This window comes from Pseudomonas sp. MIL9, assembly GCF_016887925.1.
Lineage (GTDB): Bacteria > Pseudomonadota > Gammaproteobacteria > Pseudomonadales > Pseudomonadaceae > Aquipseudomonas > Aquipseudomonas mohnii.
In genome coordinates this window covers 13973-35878 of the sequence record NZ_JAFEHE010000035.1, presented here as the reverse complement: position 1 = coordinate 35878, position 21906 = coordinate 13973, and the positions used below count along the sequence as shown (strand labels likewise).

Below are 21906 nucleotides of genomic sequence, written 5' to 3'. Positions count from 1 at the left end.
CCATTAAATGCGACCGTTTGCAGGCCTGCTCTGTCAGCTGCTTGACGGCATCGGCTATGATAGCGGCTTTGTTTTGTCCGGCCTTTATTACGGCCACGCACTTGTACGTTCAAGGATCCTATGAGCAAGCCCACTGTCGACCCTACCTCGAATGCCAAGACCGGCCCTGCCGTGCCGGTCAATTTCCTGCGGCCGATCATCCAGGCAGACCTGGACTCGGGCAAGCACACGCAGATCGTCACGCGTTTCCCGCCTGAGCCCAACGGCTACCTGCACATCGGTCACGCCAAGTCGATCTGCGTGAACTTCGGCCTGGCCCAGGAGTTCGGCGGCGTCACGCACCTGCGTTTCGACGACACCAACCCGGCCAAGGAAGACCAGGAATACATCGACGCAATCGAAAGCGACGTCAAATGGCTGGGCTTCGAATGGTCCGGTGAAGTGCGCTATGCCTCGCAGTATTTCGACCAGTTGCACGACTGGGCCGTCGAGCTGATCAAGGCCGGCAAGGCCTATGTCGACGACCTGACCCCTGAGCAGGCCAAGGAATACCGTGGCAGCCTGACCGAGCCTGGCAAGAACAGCCCGTTCCGCGACCGTTCGGTGGAAGAGAACCTCGACTGGTTCGCGCGCATGCGCGCCGGTGAATTCCCGGACGGTGCACGGGTGCTGCGAGCCAAGATCGACATGGCCTCGCCGAACATGAACCTGCGTGACCCGATCATGTATCGCATCCGTCACGCTCACCACCACCAGACCGGTGACAAGTGGTGCATCTACCCGAACTACGACTTCACCCACGGTCAGTCGGACGCCATCGAAGGCATCACTCACTCGATCTGCACCCTGGAATTCGAAAGCCACCGTCCGCTGTACGAGTGGTTCCTCGAGAACCTGCCGGTGCCGGCCAACCCGCGCCAGTACGAGTTCAGCCGCCTGAACCTGAACTACACCATCACCAGCAAGCGCAAGCTCAAGCAGTTGGTCGATGAACAGCACGTCAATGGCTGGGACGACCCGCGCATGTCCACGCTGTCGGGTTTCCGTCGCCGTGGCTACACGCCGAAATCGATCCGCAACTTCTGCGAGATGATCGGCACCAACCGTTCCGACGGCGTGGTCGACTTCGGCATGCTCGAATTCAGCATCCGCGACGACCTCGACCACAGCGCCCCGCGCGCCATGTGCGTACTGCGTCCGCTGAAAGTCGTAATCACCAACTACCCGGAAGGCCAGGTCGAGAACCTCGAACTGCCATGCCATCCGAAAGAAGACATGGGCGTGCGCGTCCTGCCGTTCGCCCGTGAGATCTACATCGACCGTGAAGACTTCATGGAAGAGCCGCCAAAAGGCTACAAGCGCCTGGAGCCAAACGGCGAAGTGCGCCTGCGCGGCAGCTACGTGATCCGTGCCGACGAAGCGATCAAGGACGCCGACGGCAACATCGTCGAGCTGCGTTGCTCGTACGACCCGGACACCCTGGGCAAGAACCCCGAAGGCCGCAAGGTCAAGGGCGTGGTCCACTGGGTGCCGGCCGCTGCCAGCGTCGAGTGCGAAGTCCGTCTGTACGATCGTCTGTTCCGCTCGCCGAACCCGGAGAAGGCCGAAGACAGCGCGAGTTTCCTGGACAACATCAACCCTGATTCGCTGCAGGTACTCACCGGTTGTCGTGCTGAACCCTCGCTGGGCAATGCACAGCCGGAAGACCGTTTCCAGTTCGAGCGCGAAGGCTACTTCGTCGCCGATATCAAGGATTCGAAACCAGGTCAGCCGGTATTCAACCGTACCGTGACCCTGCGTGATTCGTGGGGCCAGTGATTTAGCGTCAAGGAATTAACGTGCTTACGATCTACAACACGCTCACCAAGAGCAAAGAAGTCTTCAAGCCGCTGGATGGCAACAAGGTGCGCATGTACGTGTGCGGCATGACCGTGTACGACTACTGCCACCTGGGCCACGGCCGCAGCATGGTCGCGTTCGACCTGATCACCCGCTGGCTGCGTTTCAGCGGTTACGACCTGACGTACGTGCGCAACATCACCGACATCGACGACAAGATCATCAATCGGGCCAACGAGAACGGCGAGTCGTTCGAAGCCTTGACCGAGCGCATGATCGCGGCGATGCACGAAGATGAAGCGCGCCTGAACATCAAGAAACCGGACATGGAGCCGCGCGCCACGGATCACATCCCTGGCATGCACGCCATGATCCAGACCCTGATCGACAAGGGTTACGCCTACGCCCCGGGCAATGGCGACGTGTATTACCGCGTCGCCAAGTTCATGGGCTACGGCAAGCTGTCGCGCAAGAAGATCGAAGACCTGCGCATCGGCGCGCGGATCGAAGTCGGCGAGTCCAAGCAGGACCCGCTGGACTTCGTGCTGTGGAAAGCCGCCAAGCCGGGCGAGCCAAGCTGGGAATCGCCGTGGGGCGCCGGGCGTCCGGGCTGGCACATCGAATGCTCGGTGATGTCGACCTGCTGCCTCGGCGAGACCTTCGACATTCATGGCGGCGGCAGTGACCTCGAGTTCCCGCACCATGAAAACGAAATCGCCCAGAGCGAAGCGGCCACCGGCAAGACCTACGCCAACGCGTGGATGCATTGCGGCATGATTCGTATCAATGGCGAGAAGATGTCCAAGTCCTTGAACAACTTCTTCACCATTCGCGACGTGCTGGAAAAGTATCACCCGGAGGTCGTGCGTTACCTGCTGGTATCCAGTCACTACCGCAGCGCGATCAACTATTCGGAAGACAACCTCAAGGACGCCAAGGGCGCTCTCGAGCGTTTCTACCACGCGCTGAAGGGCCTGCCGAGCGTGGCTCCGGCTGGCGGCGAAGCGTTCGTCGAGCGCTTCACCACGGTGATGAACGACGACTTCGGCACGCCTGAAGCCTGTGCGGTGTTGTTCGAGATGGTGCGCGAGATCAACCGCCTGCGCGAGAGCGATCTCGATGCGGCGGCCGGTCTGGCGGCGCGCCTGAAAGAGCTGGCCAGCGTGCTGGGCGTGTTGCAGCTTGAAGCCGACGACTTCCTGCAGGCCGGTGCCGAAGGGCGCGTGGATGCCGCTGAAGTGGAAGCGCTGATTGCTGCGCGTCTGGCGGCTCGTGCCGGGAAAGACTGGGCCGAATCCGACCGCATCCGCGACCAGCTCACCGCCATGGGCGTGGTGCTGGAAGACGGCAAGGGTGGGACGACCTGGCGCCTGGCTGACTGATTGCTTGATCGGTAAAAAACAAAACCCGCCTTGTGCGGGTTTTTGTTTTTAGGGGGCTGCTCGCTGATTCTGCGCTGACAGGACGGGCGTCATCGCTGGCAAGCCAGCTCCCACAGTGTCCGTGTCGTACACAAAGTCTATGCAGCCCGCTGCACCTGTGGGAGCTGGCTTGCCAGCGATGGGGCCCATCTGGGCAATCCATCATTCCGTCTGGCGAAGTCGTTTGTAGAGGGTGTTGCGACTTACGCCAAGCCTGCGCGCCAAATGCGAGATGTTCCCCCCAACCGCCTGCAACTGCCGATTCAACTCATCGGCATCATCAAGATCCACCGCCAACGGCTCCGGCGTCTCCACCGGCTCCATCTCCAGGTCGACAAAGAAATCATCCGGCAAATGCTCCGGCCGCACCGGTTGTTCCTCAGCCATGGCCAGCGCCACCTGCATCACGCTGCTGACCTGGCGCAGGTTGCCGGGCCACGGATGACGGCTGAACAGCTCCTGAACTTCATCGCTAAGACCCGCCCATTGGGTGGGCTCCCGATGCTGCTCCCACAAACGCTTGAACAGTGCCTGCTTGTCGCTACGCTCGCGCAGCGGCGGCAACTCCAGGGTCAGGCCGCCGATGCGGTAGTACAAATCTTCGCGGAAACGCCCCAATTGCACCTGCTCGCGCAAGGAGCGGTTGGTCGCGGAGATGATGCGGATGTCCACCGGAAACAAGTCACTGCTGCCCACCGGTTGTACGCAGCGCTCCTGCAACACCCGTAGCAAGCGGGCCTGGGTCGGCAGCGGCATGTCGCCGATTTCGTCGAGGAACAAGGTGCCTTTGTCGGCCTTGCGGATCAGGCCGATGCTGCCTTTCTGGTTCGCTCCGGTGAACGCGCCTTTCTCGTAGCCAAACAGCTCGGACTCTACCAGTTCGGCGGGGATCGCAGCACAGTTGACGGCAATGAACGCTTGTTTATGGCGGGAGCTGGCTTGATGCAGGGCCTTGACGAAGACTTCCTTGCCGACCCCGGTTTCCCCGTGAATCAACAGCGGAATGTCTTTCTCCAGCAAGCGCTCGGCCTGGCGCACGGCCTTTTCCACGCGACTGTCGCCAAAGTGCAGGGTCTTCAGGCTGATGGTGGCGGGTTTAGCGTCCGCCACGGCGCTCTTGGGGTCAGCACGTTTGCTTTCAGAAAACAGCCGCGGCTGAATCGTTGCCTGCTTCGGCCGTTTCAACAGGCACTGGAAGCGGTTGCGTCCGCGAGTCTGCAGGGCGAAGGGCAGGCCTTCGGGCTGATTCAGCAGTTCCAGCAGCGAGACGTTGAACAGGCTCTCCACACTGACTCGCGACAGGCGGATACCCAACAGGTTGTCAGCCCGGCGGTTGGCGGACAGCACCTGGCCATTTTCATCGAAAATCAGCAACCCGGCCCACTGGCTGTCGAGGTTGTTCAGGCCCGTGTTGAAGGTCAACTGGAAATGCTGGCCGTGGAACAGGTTGAGGATCAGCCGGTTTTCCACGGTCTGGCTCATCATCTTGACCATGCCCAGGGTGTGGGACGGCGGCAGGTAGCTGTCGCTGGAGACATCCAGCACGGCAATGACCTTGCGCTCAGCGTCGAAAATCGGCGCGGCGGAACCGGTCATGAAGCGGTTGGCCTTGAGAAAGTGTTCATCGTGTTCGATGTGCACCGCTTGTTCGCAGGCCAAAGCGGTGCCGATGGCGTTGGTCCCGCTGCAGTGCTCCAGCCAACTGGCGCCGGCGCTGAAACCGCGGGTCAGGCTCGGTTCGATGAAGCGCTGGGTGCCCCATGACGTCAGCACCTGGCCCTGATTGTCGGCGAGCATGATCAGGCAATTGGAGTTGCTGAGGATGTTCTCGTAATACGGCAGGACTTCCTGGTGGGTGGTCTGCACCAGGGAGTGTTGGCTCTCGAGCAACTGCGCGATGCCTTCGGCGGGCAATTGATCGAACGCCGGAGCGCTTTGATGATTGAGACCGAACGCGCGGCAGCGGGACCAGGAGTCCTGGATGATGGCGTCGTGGGACAGCGGCAGGGCAGGTGGGGCCATTACAAGTCAGCCTCTGATTAACGCTTTTATTGTTGTTATTGGTTTTCCTTTTGGGAGCGAGCCTGCTCGCGAAAAGGGCTTGTCAGGCGACATGAATGTTGCCTGATCCAACGCCATCGCGAGCAGGCTCGCTCCCACAGGTTTTGCGTCCGTTTCAGGGTGCGTGAAACGGTCTGTAGAGTGTTGTTCACTAATGTTCATTGTCAATCGGTGAACTGTTCAATTGTTCACTTTCGATTGTTCATTTGTGTTCATCAACGAACGTGACTCGGTAGTCACGCTCAAGGATTTTTATCCAAATCAACGGCTTGTGATTTTTGGCATGGTTGTCGCTATGTAGCTCCGGTCGCTTGACTCCAAAAATAAAAAAGGCCGAGCCATGTCATTAACCCTGGAGCATGTCAGCCGTACCGTCGAGGGCCAGGCCTGGATCGACGATGCGTGCCTGAGTTTCGAACCCGGTTCCTTCAACGTATTGCTGGGGCGCACGCTGTCCGGCAAAACCAGTCTCATGCGCTTGATGGCCGGGCTGGACAAGCCTGATACCGGGCGCATCCTGATGAATGGCGTGGATGTCACCCAACGCCCGGTGCGCCTGCGCAATGTGTCGATGGTGTATCAGCAGTTCATCAACTACCCGACCATGACGGTGTTCGAGAACATCGCTTCGCCGTTGCGTCAGGCCCGCGTGTCCAATGAGCAGATCCAGAGCAAGGTGCTGGAAACCGCCAGGATGCTGCGCATCGAGAAGTTTCTGCAGCGTTATCCGCTGGAGCTCTCCGGGGGCCAGCAACAGCGGACGGCCATGGCCCGGGCGCTGGTCAAGGACGCCGAACTGATCCTGTTCGATGAGCCACTGGTCAACCTCGACTACAAACTGCGCGAGGAACTGCGCCAGGAAATGCGCGAGCTGTTCAAGGCCCGCCACACCATCGCGATCTACGCCACCACCGAACCCAACGAGGCGCTGGCCCTCGGCGGCACCACGACCATTCTTCACGAGGGTCGGGTGATCCAGAGCGGCAAGTCTTCTGCGGTCTATCACCAGCCGCAGACCGTGCTGGCGGCCGAGCTGTTTTCCGAACCGCCGATCAACCTGATGCCGGGGCGCATCGCCGGTAACGAAGTGAGTTTCGCCAATTTCGTGCATTTCCCGCTGAACGTCGATTTGCGGCCGGTGGGCGAGGGCGAATTTCGCTTCGGCGTGCGGCCCAGCCATATCTCGCTGGTGCCGAGCAACGACGACGACCTGGAATTGGCAGTGACCGTCGAAGTCGCGGAAATCAGCGGCTCGGAAACCTTCCTGCACGTGCGCAACGAGCATTTCCTGCTGGTGCTGCACTTGCCCGGTGTCCACGAATACGACGTCGATGCGCCGATCCGCATCTACATCCCGACCCATAAACTGTTTGTGTTCGATACGCAGGGGCGGCTGGTCCAGGCGCCGGGCCGGCGTGTCGCGAGGGTTGCCTGATGGCCGAAATCCGTTTGCAGAACCTCGCCCACAGCTACACCAAAACCCCGGGCGGACCCGAGGATTACGCGATCCGCGAGATGGACCACATCTGGGAGCAGGGCGGAGCCTATGCCTTGCTCGGCCCGTCGGGGTGCGGCAAGTCGACCTTGCTCAACATCATTTCCGGGTTGCTCAGCCCGTCGCAGGGCCGTGTGTTGTTCGATGGCAAAGCAGTCAATGACCTGACCCCGGAGAAGCGCAACATCGCCCAGGTTTTCCAGTTTCCGGTGGTCTACGACACCATGACGGTGTTCGACAACCTGGCTTTCCCGCTGCGCAATCAGGGCATGGCCGAGGCGAAAATTCACACCAAGGTGCAGGAAATCGCTGAAGTCCTCGACCTGCAGAACCTGCTGAGCAAAAAGGCGCGCAACCTCACCGCCGACGAAAAGCAGAAAGTGTCCATGGGCCGTGGACTGGTGCGCGATGACGTGTCGGCGATTCTCTTCGATGAACCGCTGACCGTGATCGACCCGCACCTGAAGTGGAAGCTGCGGCGCAAGCTCAAGCAGATCCATGAGCAGTTCAACATCACCATGGTCTATGTCACCCACGATCAACTGGAAGCCTCGACCTTTGCCGACAAGATCGCGGTGATGTACGGCGGGCAGATCGTGCAGTTCGGCACGCCACGGGAATTGTTCGAGCGGCCGAGTCACACCTTTGTCGGTTACTTCATCGGCAGCCCGGGGATGAACCTGATCGAGGTGCAGCCGCAACCGGGCGGCGTCGGTTTCGCTTCGACCCATTTGCCATTGTCCGCCGCCATGCAGCAACGCATCGCCGAGACCGAATGGAAAACCCTGAAAGTCGGTATCCGACCCGAGTTCGTCCATGTGTGGGAAGAGCCATTCGATGACGCGATGCGGGCTCACGTCGTACACGTCGAAGACCTCGGCACTTACAAGATCATGACCCTGAACCTCGATGGCGTGCCGCTGAAAGTACGCCTGGCCGAAGACAAACCGGTGCCTGAAGGCACGGCGTACATCAGTTTTCCGGGCCAGTGGCTGATGGTCTACGCCGACGAATTCCTGCTGGAGCCCCATGCCGTCAACGAAGCAAAGGCCAATGAAGAGGCGCAGCCATGAACAAGGTGCAGAACAACAAGGCCTGGTGGCTGGTGCTCCCGGTGTTCCTGCTGGTGGCGTTCAGTGCGGTGATCCCGATGATGACCGTGGTCAACTACTCGGTGCAGGACATTTTCGACCAGTCCAGCCGCTACTTCGTCGGCGCCGACTGGTACAGGCAAGTGCTGCTCGATCCGCGCCTGCATGACTCGCTGCTGCGCCAGTTCATCTACTCGGCCTGTGTGTTGCTGATTGAAATTCCCCTGGGCATTGCCATCGCCCTGACCATGCCGACCAAGGGGCGCTGGTCGTCGCTGGTGCTGATTGTGCTGGCGATCCCGTTGCTTATTCCGTGGAACGTGGTGGGCACCATCTGGCAGATCTTCGGCCGCGCGGACATCGGTCTGCTGGGTTCTAGCCTCAATGCCCTGGGTATCAGCTACAACTACGCGGCGAACACCATGGACGCCTGGGTCACCGTGCTGGTGATGGACGTCTGGCACTGGACGTCACTGGTGGCGCTGTTGTGTTTCTCCGGTCTGCGGGCGATTCCGGACGTGTATTACCAGGCGGCGCGGATCGATCGGGCTTCGGCCTGGGCGGTGTTCCGGCACATTCAGTTGCCCAAGCTCAAGAGCGTGCTGCTGATCGCGGTGATGCTGCGCTTCATGGACAGTTTCATGATCTACACCGAACCGTTCGTGCTCACGGGCGGCGGGCCGGGTAATGCCACGACCTTCCTCAGTCAGACATTGACCCAGATGGCCGTAGGGCAATTCGACCTGGGCCCTGCCGCGGCGTTTTCGCTGGTGTATTTCCTGATCATCCTGTTGGTGTCGTGGCTGTTTTATACCGCCATGACTCACTCTGACGCCAACCGCTGAGGCCCGCCATGAGCAAGAGAAAGCTGATTCCGCTGCTGCTCTACATCCTGTTCCTGCTGGTGCCGATCTACTGGTTGCTGAACATGTCCTTCAAGAGCAACACCGAAATCCTCGGCGGCCTGACGCTGTTTCCCGCGGATTTCACCCTGCATAACTACAAAGTGATCTTCACCGATCCGAGCTGGTACACCGGTTACCTCAACTCGCTGTACTACGTGAGCCTGAACACGGTGATCTCCCTGAGCGTGGCGCTGCCGGCGGCCTATGCGTTCTCGCGTTACCGTTTCCTCGGTGACAAGCACCTGTTCTTCTGGCTGCTGACCAACCGCATGGCACCGCCGGCGGTGTTCCTGTTGCCATTCTTCCAGCTGTATTCGTCGATCGGGCTGTTCGACACCCACATAGCCGTCGCCCTGGCGCACTGCCTGTTTAACGTACCGCTGGCGGTGTGGATTCTCGAGGGGTTCATGTCCGGCGTGCCCAAGGAAATCGACGAAACCGCCTACATCGATGGCTACAGTTTTCCCAAGTTCTTCGTGAAGATTTTCATCCCGCTGATCGGCTCCGGCATCGGTGTCACGGCGTTTTTCTGCTTCATGTTTTCCTGGGTCGAACTGCTGCTGGCGCGCACCCTGACGTCGGTGAACGCCAAACCGATCGCGGCGGTGATGACCCGCACGGTCTCGGCGTCAGGCATCGACTGGGGCGTGCTGGCGGCGGCGGGGGTGTTGACCATTTTGCCGGGCATGCTGGTGATCTGGTTTGTTCGCAACCACGTGGCCAAGGGCTTTGCCCTGGGCCGGGTATGAGGAACTGATGATGGAATGGATGAGTTGGACGGTTCCCACCGCAGCGTTCTTCGTCGTCATTGGCCTGATTCTGGTGGGCATGACGACTTGGGAATTGCGTTCGCCGAGCATTCTTCGGCGTGGTTTTCTGCCGATTGCCACCACCCGTGGCGACCGGCTGTTTATCGGTCTTCTCGGTAGCGCCTACCTGCATCTGCTGGTCATCGGCGTAACCGACTGGAGCATCTGGGTCGCCTTCGCGTCGTCCTTGGTGTGGCTGTTGGCTGTGATGCGTTGGGGCTAGTCGAATCGCTCGGCAATGTTGCTCCGAAACCCTAAAAGGAGGTCTCTATGTTCGACAAAAACAATAAGCTGCGACATAGCATTTCATTGGCAGCCATGCTGGCACTCAGCGGTTTGAGCGCAACGGCCTGGGCCGATGCCTATGAAGACGCTGCGAAGAAATGGATCGGCAGCGAGTTCAAACCGTCCACCCTGACGGCTGATCAGCAGCTCGAGGAGTTGAAGTGGTTCATCAAGGCCGCCGAGCCGTTTCGCGGGATGGACATCAAGGTCGTTTCCGAAACCCTGACCACCCACGAATATGAATCCAAGGTGCTGGCCAAGGCCTTCACCGAGATCACCGGGATCAAGGTGACCCACGACCTGCTGCAAGAAGGCGATGTGGTGGAAAAACTGCAGACCGTGATGCAGTCGGACAAGAGCATCTATGACGGCTGGGTCAACGACTCGGACCTGATCGGTACGCACTTCCGATACGGCAAGACTGAAGCCATCACCGACCTGATGGCCAATGAAGGCAAGAACTTCACTTCGCCGACTCTGGACCTCAAGGACTTCATTGGCACCTCCTTCACGACTGCGCCGGACGGCAAGCTCTATCAGTTGCCCGATCAGCAGTTCGCCAACCTGTACTGGTTCCGCGCCGACTGGTTTGAGCGCCCGGACCTCAAGGCCAAGTTCAAGGAGAAATACGGCTACGAGCTGGGCGTGCCGGTGAACTGGTCGGCCTATGAAGACATCGCCAAGTTCTTCAGCGAAGACGTCAAGGAAATCGACGGCAAGCGGGTCTACGGGCACATGGACTACGGCAAGAAAGACCCATCCCTGGGCTGGCGTTTCACCGATGCCTGGTTCTCCATGGCCGGTGGTGGCGACAAGGGCTTGCCCAACGGTTTGCCGGTGGACGAGTGGGGCATTCGCGTCGAGGATTGCCATCCGGTGGGCTCCAGCGTGACCCGCGGTGGCGACACCAACGGCCCGGCGGCGGTCTTCGCCACCCAGAAGTACGTCGACTGGATGAAGGCCTACGCTCCACCGGAAGCGGCGGGCATGACCTTCTCCGAATCCGGCCCCGTGCCTTCCCAGGGCAACATCGCCCAGCAGATCTTCTGGTACACCGCGTTCACGGCCGACATGACCAAGCCGGGTCTGCCGGTGGTGAATGCCGACGGCACGCCGAAATGGCGCATGGCACCGTCGCCGCGCGGCCCGTACTGGGAGGAGGGCATGAAGCTGGGGTATCAGGACGTGGGTTCCTGGACGTTCATGAAGTCCACGCCTGAGAAGCAAAAACTCGCCGCCTGGCTCTATGCGCAGTTCGTGACGTCGAAAACCGTGTCACTGAAGAAAACCATCGTCGGCCTGACGCCAATCCGCGAGTCGGACATCAACTCGCAAGCCATGACCGACCTGGCGCCGAAGCTCGGTGGCCTGGTGGAGTTCTACCGCAGCCCGGCCCGCGTGCAATGGACCCCGACCGGGACCAACGTGCCTGATTATCCTCGCCTCGCGCAGTTGTGGTGGAGCCACATCGCCGAAGCGGCCAGCGGCGAGAAAACTCCGCAGCAGGCACTGGACGGTCTGGCCAAGGACCAGGACGCCATCATGTCCCGCCTGGAACGTTCGAAAGCGCAAACCACCTGCGCGCCGAAGATGAACCCGGAACGCGACGCGCAATACTGGTTCGACCAGCCGGGCGCACCGAAACCGAAACTGGCCAACGAGAAGCCTAAAGGGGAGACCGTGAGCTACAACGAACTGCTGAAGTCGTGGGCAGATGCGCGTAAGTAAATGACTGGAGAGTGAAAGGCGAACGGCACCGGAAGGTGCCGTTTTTTTTGCTGGCTGTGCCACCGCGTTCGCCGGCAAGCCGGCTCCTGCAGATGCAGCGCCGGCCGAAGCCCCACGATCCTTTGTAGCTGGCTTGCCAGCGATGGCGTCGTGTCGGTCAGCACGGAATGGTGAGGACAGCGCTGCCGGTCCAGCAACGGCCAGAATGCAAAAACGGCACCCGAAGGTGCCGTTTCTGTTTGCTACCGATAACGCTAAGCGATCAACCCGCCAGGCCCGATTGTTGAACCAGGCTCAGCAGCGGTTGTGGGTACAGGCCGAGGAAGAATGCCAGTACCGCGATGGCCAGCAGCATCACGCCGCCTGCTTTCTGTTCCCAGTGCAGTTGCGCATCGTGGCGACGCAGGTTCGGTTCGATCAGGTACAGGGTGACCATCACACGCAGGTAGTAGAACACGCCGATGGCGCTGCCCAGTACCAGCGAGCCGACCAGCCACCATTGCTGGGATTCGACACCGGTGGCGATGATGTAGAACTTGCCGATGAAGCCCGCGGTCAGCGGGATACCAGCCAGGGACAACATCATCACGGTCAGTACGGCAGTCAGGTACGGACGGCGCCAGAACAGGCCGCGGTATTCGTACAGGGCGTCCGCGTCACGGCCTTTGTACGGCGAGGACATCAGGGTGATCACGCCGAAGGCGCCGAGGCTGGTGATCACGTAGGTGACCAGGTACACGCCGATAGCTTCCACGGCCATGCCTTTGCTCGCCACCAGGGCGATCAGCAGGTAACCGAAGTGGGCGATGGACGAGTAACCCAGCAGACGCTTGAGGTTGCTCTGGGTCAGGGCCAGCAGGTTACCGAACAGGATCGACGCGATGGCGATGATGGTCAGTACGTTGCTCAGCACACCGCTGCTTGCCGCTGGCGAGATCTGGAACAGACGCACCATCACGGCAAACACGGCGACCTTGGAAGCGGTTGCCAGGAACGCTGCGACCGGCGCTGGAGCACCTTCGTAAACGTCCGGGGTCCACAAGTGGAACGGTACCAGCGACAGCTTGAACGCCAGGCCGATCAGCATCATGCCCAGGCCCAGTTGCGCCAGCGAGCTAGGCAGACCGGTAGCCGCCAGCGCCTGACCGATACCGACGAAGCTCAGGGAGCCGGAGTCAGCGTAGAGCAGGGCCATACCGAACAACAGGAACGCGGAACCGGCTGCCGACAGCACCATGTACTTGATGCCGGCTTCCAGCGAACGCTTGTTGAAGAAGGCGTAGGCCACCAGACCGTAGACCGGCACCGACAGCAGCTCCAGACCGATGAACAACCCGGCCAGGTGCTGCGCGCTGACCAGAACCAGGCCACCGGCGGCGGCCATCAGGATCAGCAGGTACAGTTCTTCACGGTTGCCCGGGTAACCCGAACCGCCCTCGCCGAGGTAGGCGTGGGCGAGGGTGACGCAGGCGAGGGTGGCGACCAGGATCAGCGCCATGTACAGGCAGGCGAAGGTGTCGATTTGCAGCAATGGCGTCACGGCCAGGGGCGCGACTTTCAGGGCTGGCAGGATCGACAGCAGCGCCAGGTTCAGACCCGCCACGGAAATCAGGAAGGTCTGCGAGTGGTTGCGGCGCCAGGCGATCGCCAGCATCGCCACGATGATCGTGGCGCTGGTGATCAACAACGGCGCAAGCGCGATAAAGTGTTGAGTCGTGAATTCCATAGCGCTCTTACCGTGCCGAAGCGAGTTGAGTGAAGGCGGTGCCGAGCCACTGCTGCACGCCATGCATCGTCGCGGCAGAGGTGTCGAGGAACGGTTGCGGGTAGACGCCGATGTAGACCAGCAGCGCTGCCAGACCGACCACCATGATCAGTTCGCGAGCATCCATGCCCTGCAGGACCGCGTCCGATTTGGACGGGCCGAAGTAGGCACGGTGGATCATGATCAGCGAGTAGACCGAACCGAACACCAGGCCGGACGTCGCGATCACGGTGACCCATGGAGCGCTGGCGAAGGTGCCGATCAGGATCAGGAACTCGCCGACGAAGTTACCGGTACCCGGCAAGCCCAGGGACGCGGCTGCAAAGAACAGGCTGATGGCCGGCAGGTAGGCGATCTTCGACCACAGGCCGCCCATTTCACGCATGTCGCGGGTGTGGGTGCGTTCGTACAACTGACCGCTGAGGATAAAGAGTGCCGCGGCCGAAAGACCGTGCGCCAGCATCTGAATCACCGCGCCCTGCAGCGCCAGTTGGCTGCCGGAGTAGATGCCGATCAGTACGAAGCCCATGTGGGAAACGGACGAGAAGGCGATCAGACGCTTGATGTCGGTTTGCGCGAACGCCAGGAACGCACCGTAGAAGATCCCGATCAGACCCAGGGTCATGGCGATCGGCGCGAACTCGGCCGACGCATTCGGGAACAGCGGCAGGGCGAAACGCAGCAGGCCGTAGGCAGCGGTTTTCAGCAAGATACCGGCCAGGTCCACGGAACCTGCGGTCGGCGCCTGGGCGTGAGCGTCAGGCAACCAGGAGTGGAACGGTACGACTGGCAGCTTGACCGCGAAGGCGATGAAGAAGCCGAGCATCAGGACGTACTCGGTGGTCATCGACATCTTGGTTTTCAACAGGTCGGCGTAGTTGAAGGTCATCACGCCGGTGTTGCTGAAGTTGACCAGTACCAGACCCAGGATCGCCACCAGCATGATCAGGCCGGAAGCCTGAGTGAAGATGAAGAACTTGGTCGCCGCGTAGATCCGGGTTTTCTTGCCGTCCGAAGAACTGTGACCCCAGAGCGCGATGAGGAAGTACATCGGCACCAGCATCATTTCCCAGAAGAAGAAGAACATGAACAGATCGAGGGCCAGGAACACGCCGACGACACCGCCCAGGATCCACATCAGGTTCAGGTGGAAGAAGCCGACGTGGCGCTGGATCTCTTTCCACGAGCAGAGTACCGAGAGGACACCCAGCAGGCCGGTCAGCAGGATCATCAACAGCGACAGGCCGTCGAGGGCCAGGTGCACGTTGATGCCGAAGCGCTGGATCCAGACGTGCTTGAATTCAAGCGACCAGGTCGGATCGGCGCCAGGCGCCGGGGCAAATGAATAATCACCGTGGGCCCACAGCCAAAGGCCGAGAGCGAGTTCCAGGGTCATGGTCAACAGCGCAATCCAGCGGGGGAGGGTGGCGCCGAAGCGCTCACCCATCCAGCACAGCAGGCCGCCGATGAAGGGGATCAGGATTAGCCAAGGCAGAATCATGACGGGCTCAATTCCTTTCGCAAGTTCGCAAGGTTCATATCAGACCGCTACCAGCACGACGGCGCCAATTACCAGCACGGCACCAGCAGCCATCGAGGCGGCATACCAACGCAGTTGACCGGTCTCGGTACGGCTCAGGGCGGTGTTGCCGCCTTTGGCCATGCGCGGGATCAGACCGATGGTCTGGTCGAGCGGGTCTTTGCGCAGGATGTAGCTGATCGCCAGGTATGGCTTGACGAACAGTTTGTCGTAGATCCAGTCGAAGCCCCAGGCCGCGAACCACCAGGCCGACAGGAAACGGCCGATGCCGCTGTTGGCGATGGCGGTCACGAAGCGACGCTTGCCGAGGAACAGCAGCGCGGCCAGCAGGATACCGGCCAGGGCGATGGCGCCCGAAGCGAGTTCCAGACTGTGCTTGGCTTCGCCACCGGCATGGCCGACGCTTTCCGGCAGTACGCCGTGCAACGGTGGAACGATCATCGCGCCGACGAAAGTCGACAGGACGATCAGCACCGACAGCGGCAACCAGTGAGCAATGCCGTGACCGGCGTGGGCTTCGGTCTTCGCTTCACCGTGGAACGTGATGAAGATCAGGCGGAAGGTGTACAGCGAGGTCATGAACGCGCCGACCAGACCGGCGTAAAGCAGACCGTGGTTACCGCTGGCGAACGCTTCCCAGAGGATTTCGTCCTTGGAGTAGAAGCCCGCAGTCACCAGTGGCAGGGCCGCCAGGGCCGCGCCGCCCACGATGAAGCTGGCGTAGGCCAGAGGCAGTTTTTTCCACAGGCCACCCATCTTGAAGATGTTCTGCTCGTGGTGGCAGGCAACGATCACCGCACCGGAGGCAAGGAACAGCAGGGCCTTGAAGAAGGCGTGGGTCATCAGGTGGAAGATCGCGCCATCCCAGGCGCCAACGCCCAGGGCCAGGAACATGTAGCCGATCTGGCTCATGGTCGAGTAGGCGAGGATACGCTTGATGTCGGTCTGTACCAGTGCGGCGAAACCTGCAAGCACCAGGGTCACGCCACCGACGATGCCCACCAGGTGCAGGATTTCCGGCGCCAGGGTGAACAGGCCGTGAGTACGGGCGATCAGGTAGACACCGGCGGTTACCATGGTCGCGGCGTGGATCAGTGCCGAAACCGGAGTAGGACCGGCCATCGCGTCCGCCAGCCAGGTTTGCAGCGGCAGTTGCGCGGATTTACCGACAGCGCCACCCAGCAGCATCAGGGTAGCCAGGACCATCCAGAAGTTGCCGGCCTGGAATTTCTGTGGTGCCAGCACCAGCAGTTCCTGGATGTTCAGCGTGCCCAGTTGAGCGAACAGGATGAACAGGCCGATGGCCATGAACACGTCACCGATACGGGTCACGATGAAGGCCTTGAGTGCCGCGTTACCGTTGTTGCGGTTGCTGTAGTAGAAACCGATCAACAGGTACGAGCACAGGCCCACGCCTTCCCAGCCGAAGTACAGGAACAACAGGTTATCGCCCAGTACCAGGAACAGCATGCTGGCGATAAACAGGTTGGTGTAGGCGAAGAAGCGCGAGTAGCCGTCTTCACCGCGCATGTACCAGGACGCGAACAGGTGGATCAGGAAGCCGACGCCCACCACCACACCGAGCATGGTGATCGACAGGCCGTCGATGTACAGGGCGAAGTCAGGCTTGAAGCCTTCGACCGCCATCCATTGCCACAGCACCAGGGTGTAGTGACCACCCTCGGGTGGCGCGACATTGAATTGCCAGATCACGTAGGCCGCGACCACTGCGGACAGGCCGATGGAGCCGACGCCGATCAGTGCCGAGAGGTTTTCCGAGAAGCGTCCGCGGGAGAACGACAGCAGGAGAAACCCGATCAGGGGAAATACGAAAGTCAGAAAGATCATGTTCATCCGCGCATCTCACTGGCAGCGTCGATATCGAGCGTGTGGAAGCGGCGATACAGTTGCAGCAGGATCGCCAGGCCGATACTGGCCTCGGCGGCAGCCAGGCTGATCACCAGGATGAACATGATCTGTCCATCCGGCTGCGCCCAGCGGCTACCGGCAACGATGAACGCCAGGGCGGAGGCATTCATCATGACCTCCAGGCTCATCAGCACGAAAAGGATGTTGCGGCGGACCATCAGGCCGACCAGACCGAGGCAGAACAGGATGCCGGCGACCGCCAGACCATGCTCCATGGGGATAGCAGGCATCGTCATTGCTCCTTGGCTTCGTTGCGGCCCAAGTGGAACGCCGTGACGGCTGCGGCGAGCAGCAGCATCGAGGCGAGTTCGACCACCAGCAGATAAGGACCGAACAGGCTGATGCCCACGGCCTTGGCGTCCACGGTGGTGTGGCCGATGGCCTGGCCGCTCTGGTGGGAGAACAGCACATACAGCAGTTCCACCAGCAGCAAGGCGGCGAGGGCGACCGGGCCGCCCCATATGCCGGGCTTGAGCCAGACGCGCTCTTGCTGAACCGAGGCCGGGCCCAGGTTCAGCATCATCACCACGAACACGAACAGCACCATGATGGCGCCAGCGTAGGCGATCACTTCCAGCACACCGGCAAACGGCGCGCCAAGGGCGAAGAACGTCATCGCCACGGAGATCAGCGAAATGATCAGGTAGAGCAGGGCGTGCACGGGGTTGGTGTTGGTGACCACGCGAAGCGTGGAGACCACAGCGATACCCGATGCGAAATAGAAAGCGAATTCCATCTTTCTTCCTTAAGGCAGCAAGCTCTTCACGTTGATCGGTTCGGCTTCATTCTGCGCGGAGCCTTTTGGCTTACCGGCAATCGCCATACCTGCAACACGATAGAAGTTGTAATCAGGGTTTTTGCCGGGGCCGGAGATCAGCAGATCTTCTTTCTCGTAAACCAGGTCCTGACGTTTGAACTCGGCCATTTCGAAATCCGGCGTGAGCTGGATCGCGGTGGTCGGGCAGGCTTCCTCGCAGAGGCCGCAGAAAATGCAGCGCGAGAAGTTGATGCGGAAGAACTCCGGGTACCAGCGACCGTCTTCGGTTTCAGCTTTCTGCAGCGAGATGCAACCGACCGGGCAAGCCACGGCGCACAGGTTGCACGCTACACAACGCTCTTCGCCGTCGGGGTCGCGGGTCAGGACGATACGCCCACGGTAGCGCGGCGGCAGGTAGACCGGTTCTTCCGGGTACTGCAGCGTGTCGCGCTTGCGGAAGGCGTGGCCGAAAATCATCACCAGGCTGCGAAGCTGGGTGTAGAGGCCATGCACGATGTCAAATATGTACTTCATGATTCTCTATCCTCACTGAGCCGCGACGGCGGGCGTGTTGAGCAACACGATCGCAGCGGTCACCAGCATGTTGACGAGGGTCAGCGGCAGGCAGAACTTCCAGCTGAAATCCATCACTTGGTCATACCGTGGGCGCGGAATCGAAGCGCGCAACAGGATGAACATCATGATGAAGAACGCGGTTTTCAGCGCGAACCAGATGAACGGGATCTGCGGCAGGATGCCGAACGGACCGTGCCAGCCACCGAAGAACAAGGTCACCAGCAGTGCCGAAATCAACACGATGCCGATGTACTCGCCGACGAAGAACATGCCCCATTTCATGCCGGCGTATTCAATGTGGTAACCGTCGGCCAGTTCCTGTTCCGCTTCCGGCTGGTCGAACGGGTGACGGTGAGTCACGGCCACGCCAGCGATGAAGAAGGTCAGGAAACCGAAGATCTGCGGAATGATGAACCACAGGTGCTGGGCCTGGTAATCAACGATGTCGCGCATGTTGAACGAGCCGACCTGGATCACGATGCCCATCAGCGACAGGCCCATGAACACTTCGTACGACACGGTTTGCGCCGAAGCCCGCAAGCTGCCCAGCAGGGCGAACTTGTTGTTGCTCGACCAACCGGCGAACAGCACCGCGTAGACCGACAGACCGGCCATGGCGAAGAAGAACAGGATGCCGATGTTCAGGTCCGCCACGCCCCAGGTCGGGGTGACCGGGATGATCGCGAAGGCAATCAGCAGGGCGCTCATGGCCACGACCGGTGCCAGGGTGAAGATCATCTTGTCGGCGAACGGCGGCGTCCAGTCTTCCTTGAAGAACATCTTGATCATGTCGGCGGCGATCTGGAATGCGCCGAACGGACCGACGCGGTTCGGACCGTAACGGTCTTGCCAGAGGGCGAGCAAGCGACGCTCGACCCAGCTCAGCAGTGCACCGCAGACCACCACGGCCAGCAGAATCACCACGGCCTTGAGGACCGCGATGATGATGTCGATCACTTCAGGAGTGAACAAGGTCATTGAGCTGCCTCCTGCAGACCGTCAACGGATTTGCCGAAGATCGCTGGCGGAATGCCGGCGATGCCCGCTGGCAATGCCACCAGGCCGGCGCCCAGTTCTTCATTGATGCGCAGTGGCAGACGCAGGGTCTGGCCAGCCACGTTCAGGCTCAGCAGTGCGCCGTCGTTGACACCCAGACGGTCGGCTTCGGACTTGGCCAGGGAGACGTAGGCCGCCGGGATGCGTTCCTGAACCGGAGCGGCTTTCGAAGAGGTTTCTTCGCTGCCGAACAAGTGGAAGAACGGCACAACCTGCCAGGTGCCCTGGGCCGGGTTGAACGCGCGCGGAACGTTGGCGAACCACTTCAGCGAATCACCGGTGCTTTCGATCAGGCGGGTGCCCGGGTCGCCAGCGCGGATGTGACCACCGACTTCGTCCTGGAACTTGTTCCAGGCTTGCGGCGAGTTCCAGCCCGGAGACCAGGCGAATGGCACTTGCTGACGGGGTTCGACCGAACCCGAGTAACCTTCCATCGAGAAGGCGAACGCGGTGTCTTTGTCCTGCGGTGTACGGGGTTCGTGCACGCTGATGTCGGCACGCATGGCGGTACGACCGGAGTAGCGCAGCGGTTCGCGCGCCAGTTTCAGGCCCTTGATGCGGAACGCGGCGGACGGTGCCGCGTCGACGATGGCCGACAGTTGTGGAGTGCTCGAGGCGACCGCAGCGGTGACGTGGTCCAGCTGCGTCCAGTCGATCGGCTGGTTGAGCAGGGTCGAACGCAGGGCATGCAGCCAGCGCCAGCCTTCGTGAACCAGGATGCTGGCGTCCATGTATTGCGGGTCGAAAACCTGGAAGAAGCGCTGGGCACGGCCTTCCTGGCTGACCAGGGTACCGTCGCCCTCAGCGAAGCTGGCAGCCGGCAGGACCAGGTGCGCGCGATCGCTGGTGGCGGTCTTCTGATGGTCCGCCACGATCACCACTTTCGCGGCGGTCAGGGCGGCATCGACCTTGGCTTTGTCGGTACGGGTGTACAGATCGTTTTCCAGCACGACGATGGCGTCGGCCTTTCCGTCGATCACCGCTTGCAGGGCTGCATCGACCGATTCGCCACCGAGCATGGCCAGGCCGAGGCTGTTGGCCTCTGGCACGATCAGGCTGATGGAGCCGTTCTTCTCGCGCAGCTTCAGGGCCTTGGCGATGTTCGCGGCGGCTTCGATCAAGGCTTTGGAGCCCAGGGACGTACCGGCGATGATCAGTGGGCGCTTGGCGGCGAGCAGGGCGTCGGCGATGCGCTTGGCCAGCTCGAGGGCTTCGGCGTCCAGACCTTCAACGGCAGGAGCGCTGGCATCGAGGGCGTGAGCCACGGCGAAACCGATGCGGGCCAGGTCGTCCGGCGCGGCGTGAACGCACTCTTCGGCCACGTCGTCGAGCTTGGTTTCAGCCAGGCTGGCGATGAACAGCGGGTTCAGCGCGTGCTGACCGATGTTCTTCACCGCGGCGTCGAGCCAAGGCTGTACGCGCATGGCTTCGGCCATGTCTTCGGCCTTGCCCTTGACCGATTGGCGCAGGGCCAGGGCCATGCGTGCAGCGGTTTGGGTCAGGTCTTCACCGAGGACGAACACGGCGTCGTGGTCTTCGATGTCGCGCATGTTCGGTACAGGCAGCGGGCTGTCTTTCAGCACTTGCAGGACCAGGCGGATGCGCTCCAGTTCGGAGGCTTCGATACCGGAGTAGAAGTGCTCGGCACCGACCAGTTCGAGCAACGCGTAGTTGCTTTCGAGGCTGGCGCGGGGCGAACCGATACCGACGATGTTGCGGCCGCGCAGCAGGTCGGCGGCTTTATCCAGCGCTTCGTCCAGACCCAGCTTGGTGCCGTTGGCCAGCAGTGGCTGACGCGGACGGTCTTCGCGGTTGACGTAGCCATAGCCGAAACGGCCACGGTCGCACAGGAAGTACTGGTTTACCGAGCCGTTGAAACGGTTTTCGATACGGCGCAATTCGCCGTAGCGTTCGCCCGGGGAGATGTTACAGCCGCTGGAGCAGCCATGGCAGATGCTCGGCGAGAACTGCATGTCCCACTTGCGGTTGTAGCGCTCGGAGTGAGTCTTGTCGGTGAACACACCGGTCGGGCAGACCTCGGTGAGGTTGCCGGAGAATTCGCTTTCCAGGGTGCCGTCTTCAACGCGACCGAAGTACACGTTGTCGTGGGCGCCGAACACGCCGAGGTCGGTGCCGCCGGCGTAGTCCTTGTAGTAGCGCACGCAGCGATAGCAAGCGATGCAGCGGTTCATTTCGTGGGCAATGAACGGGCCGAGTTCCTGGTTCTGGTGGGTACGCTTGGTGAAGCGGTAACGGCGCTCGTTGTGGCCGGTCATCACCGTCATGTCTTGCAGGTGGCAGTGACCGCCTTCTTCACAGACCGGGCAGTCGTGAGGGTGGTTGGTCATCAGCCATTCGACAACACTGGCGCGGAAAGCCTTGGATTCTTCATCTTCGATGGAGATCCAGGTGTTGTCGGTGGCAGGGGTCATGCAGGACATGACGATACGACCACGGGTGTCGTTCTCGTCGGTGTACTGCTTGACCGCGCACTGGCGGCAAGCGCCAACGCTGCCCAGGGCAGGGTGCCAGCAGAAATAAGGGATATCGAGGCCTAGCGACAGACATGCCTGTAACAGGTTGTCTGCCCCATCGACTTCGAGCTCTTTGCCGTCTACGTGGATAGTGGCCATGGTTCAAAGTTCTTCG

At 60.9% G+C, this 21906-nt stretch carries 17 protein-coding genes; 8 read left to right on the top strand and 9 right to left on the bottom strand.

Annotated features, from left to right (window positions below):
• Window positions 1-120 precede the first annotated feature (120 nt).
• Window positions 121-1818 (top strand): glutamine--tRNA ligase/YqeY domain fusion protein, encoded by a 1698-nt coding sequence (locus JQF37_RS29400; RefSeq protein WP_130207611.1) that lies wholly within the window; start codon window positions 121-123, stop codon window positions 1816-1818.
• A 20-nt stretch (window positions 1819-1838) separates the two neighbouring features.
• Entirely contained in the window at window positions 1839-3221 is a 1383-nt protein-coding gene (gene cysS, locus JQF37_RS29395; protein ID WP_130207609.1) for a cysteine--tRNA ligase, read from the top strand.
• Window positions 3222-3422: 201 nt separating this feature from the next.
• Here cysS and JQF37_RS29390 read toward each other — a convergent pair whose 3' ends face one another.
• Window positions 3423-5282 carry a sigma-54-dependent Fis family transcriptional regulator gene (locus JQF37_RS29390; protein ID WP_130207607.1) on the bottom strand — a complete coding sequence of 620 codons (1860 nt, stop codon included), beginning with the start codon at window positions 5280-5282 and terminating at the stop codon, window positions 3423-3425.
• Window positions 5283-5661: 379 nt separating this feature from the next.
• Here JQF37_RS29390 and JQF37_RS29385 point away from each other — a divergent pair, with 379 nt between their 5' ends.
• The 6 genes from JQF37_RS29385 to JQF37_RS29360 are packed head-to-tail and all read left to right on the top strand — an operon-like array spanning window position 5662 to window position 11634.
• Window positions 5662-6756, top strand: a complete 1095-nt coding sequence (locus JQF37_RS29385) for an ABC transporter ATP-binding protein (RefSeq protein WP_130207603.1) — start codon at window positions 5662-5664, stop codon at window positions 6754-6756.
• A complete protein-coding gene (locus tag JQF37_RS29380) occupies window positions 6756-7889 on the top strand; it encodes an ABC transporter ATP-binding protein (RefSeq protein WP_130207602.1) in 1134 nt (377 codons plus the stop codon). The genes JQF37_RS29385 and JQF37_RS29380 overlap by 1 nt, the downstream gene beginning before the upstream one ends.
• Window positions 7886-8752 (top strand): sugar ABC transporter permease, encoded by an 867-nt coding sequence (locus tag JQF37_RS29375; protein WP_130207601.1) that lies wholly within the window; start codon window positions 7886-7888, stop codon window positions 8750-8752. Before JQF37_RS29380 ends, JQF37_RS29375 begins: the two co-directional genes overlap by 4 nt.
• An 8-nt stretch (window positions 8753-8760) precedes the next feature.
• Window positions 8761-9561 carry a carbohydrate ABC transporter permease gene (locus JQF37_RS29370; protein ID WP_047527637.1) on the top strand — a complete coding sequence of 267 codons (801 nt, stop codon included), beginning with the start codon at window positions 8761-8763 and terminating at the stop codon, window positions 9559-9561.
• Between the two features lie 10 nt (window positions 9562-9571).
• Entirely contained in the window at window positions 9572-9844 is a 273-nt protein-coding gene (locus tag JQF37_RS29365) for a DUF2160 domain-containing protein (protein WP_130207599.1), read from the top strand.
• A 47-nt stretch (window positions 9845-9891) separates the two neighbouring features.
• Window positions 9892-11634: an ABC transporter substrate-binding protein gene (locus JQF37_RS29360; protein WP_130207597.1), complete on the top strand. Its 1743-nt coding sequence runs from the start codon at window positions 9892-9894 to the stop codon at window positions 11632-11634.
• 262 nt (window positions 11635-11896) lie between these two features.
• Here the strand turns inward: JQF37_RS29360 and nuoN are convergent, their stop codons facing one another.
• The 8 genes from nuoN to nuoG are packed head-to-tail and all read right to left on the bottom strand — an operon-like array spanning window position 11897 to window position 21890.
• Window positions 11897-13360, bottom strand: coding sequence for an NADH-quinone oxidoreductase subunit NuoN (nuoN, locus tag JQF37_RS29355; RefSeq protein WP_130207595.1), 1464 nt, complete (start codon window positions 13358-13360; stop codon window positions 11897-11899).
• 7 nt (window positions 13361-13367) lie between these two features.
• Window positions 13368-14900 carry an NADH-quinone oxidoreductase subunit M gene (gene nuoM / locus JQF37_RS29350; RefSeq protein WP_130207593.1) on the bottom strand — a complete coding sequence of 511 codons (1533 nt, stop codon included), beginning with the start codon at window positions 14898-14900 and terminating at the stop codon, window positions 13368-13370.
• A 39-nt stretch (window positions 14901-14939) separates the two neighbouring features.
• Window positions 14940-16793: an NADH-quinone oxidoreductase subunit L gene (nuoL, locus tag JQF37_RS29345; RefSeq protein ID WP_130207591.1), complete on the bottom strand. Its 1854-nt coding sequence runs from the start codon at window positions 16791-16793 to the stop codon at window positions 14940-14942.
• Complete coding sequence (gene nuoK / locus JQF37_RS29340) at window positions 16790-17098, bottom strand: NADH-quinone oxidoreductase subunit NuoK (protein WP_007946416.1); 309 nt, start codon at window positions 17096-17098, stop codon at window positions 16790-16792. The genes nuoL and nuoK overlap by 4 nt, the downstream gene beginning before the upstream one ends.
• A gap of 2 nt (window positions 17099-17100) precedes the next feature.
• A complete protein-coding gene (gene nuoJ / locus JQF37_RS29335) occupies window positions 17101-17604 on the bottom strand; it encodes an NADH-quinone oxidoreductase subunit J (protein WP_047527652.1) in 504 nt (167 codons plus the stop codon).
• Between the two features lie 9 nt (window positions 17605-17613).
• A complete protein-coding gene (gene nuoI, locus JQF37_RS29330) occupies window positions 17614-18162 on the bottom strand; it encodes an NADH-quinone oxidoreductase subunit NuoI (RefSeq protein WP_130207589.1) in 549 nt (182 codons plus the stop codon).
• 9 nt (window positions 18163-18171) lie between these two features.
• Window positions 18172-19179, bottom strand: coding sequence for an NADH-quinone oxidoreductase subunit NuoH (nuoH, locus tag JQF37_RS29325; RefSeq protein WP_130207587.1), 1008 nt, complete (start codon window positions 19177-19179; stop codon window positions 18172-18174).
• Window positions 19176-21890 carry an NADH-quinone oxidoreductase subunit NuoG gene (gene nuoG, locus JQF37_RS29320; protein ID WP_130207585.1) on the bottom strand — a complete coding sequence of 905 codons (2715 nt, stop codon included), beginning with the start codon at window positions 21888-21890 and terminating at the stop codon, window positions 19176-19178. The genes nuoH and nuoG overlap by 4 nt, the downstream gene beginning before the upstream one ends.
• Window positions 21891-21906 lie beyond the last annotated feature (16 nt).

What these genes read in the sequence shown, in the direction of transcription:
- JQF37_RS29400 (WP_130207611.1), top strand. Translation starts at nt 121, where the DNA reads ATGAGCAAGCCCACTGTCGACCCTACCTCGAATGCCAAGACCGGCCCT.
- JQF37_RS29390 (WP_130207607.1), bottom strand. Translation starts at nt 5,282, where the DNA reads ATGGCCCCACCTGCCCTGCCGCTGTCCCACGACGCCATCATCCAGGAC.
- JQF37_RS29385 (WP_130207603.1), top strand. Translation starts at nt 5,662, where the DNA reads ATGTCATTAACCCTGGAGCATGTCAGCCGTACCGTCGAGGGCCAGGCC.
- JQF37_RS29380 (WP_130207602.1), top strand. Translation starts at nt 6,756, where the DNA reads ATGGCCGAAATCCGTTTGCAGAACCTCGCCCACAGCTACACCAAAACC.
- JQF37_RS29375 (WP_130207601.1), top strand. Translation starts at nt 7,886, where the DNA reads ATGAACAAGGTGCAGAACAACAAGGCCTGGTGGCTGGTGCTCCCGGTG.
- JQF37_RS29370 (WP_047527637.1), top strand. Translation starts at nt 8,761, where the DNA reads ATGAGCAAGAGAAAGCTGATTCCGCTGCTGCTCTACATCCTGTTCCTG.
- JQF37_RS29365 (WP_130207599.1), top strand. Translation starts at nt 9,572, where the DNA reads ATGGAATGGATGAGTTGGACGGTTCCCACCGCAGCGTTCTTCGTCGTC.
- JQF37_RS29360 (WP_130207597.1), top strand. Translation starts at nt 9,892, where the DNA reads ATGTTCGACAAAAACAATAAGCTGCGACATAGCATTTCATTGGCAGCC.
- nuoN (WP_130207595.1), bottom strand. Translation starts at nt 13,360, where the DNA reads ATGGAATTCACGACTCAACACTTTATCGCGCTTGCGCCGTTGTTGATC.
- nuoM (WP_130207593.1), bottom strand. Translation starts at nt 14,900, where the DNA reads ATGATTCTGCCTTGGCTAATCCTGATCCCCTTCATCGGCGGCCTGCTG.
- nuoL (WP_130207591.1), bottom strand. Translation starts at nt 16,793, where the DNA reads ATGAACATGATCTTTCTGACTTTCGTATTTCCCCTGATCGGGTTTCTC.
- nuoK (WP_007946416.1), bottom strand. Translation starts at nt 17,098, where the DNA reads ATGCCTGCTATCCCCATGGAGCATGGTCTGGCGGTCGCCGGCATCCTG.
- nuoJ (WP_047527652.1), bottom strand. Translation starts at nt 17,604, where the DNA reads ATGGAATTCGCTTTCTATTTCGCATCGGGTATCGCTGTGGTCTCCACG.
- nuoH (WP_130207587.1), bottom strand. Translation starts at nt 19,179, where the DNA reads ATGACCTTGTTCACTCCTGAAGTGATCGACATCATCATCGCGGTCCTC.
- nuoG (WP_130207585.1), bottom strand. Translation starts at nt 21,890, where the DNA reads ATGGCCACTATCCACGTAGACGGCAAAGAGCTCGAAGTCGATGGGGCA.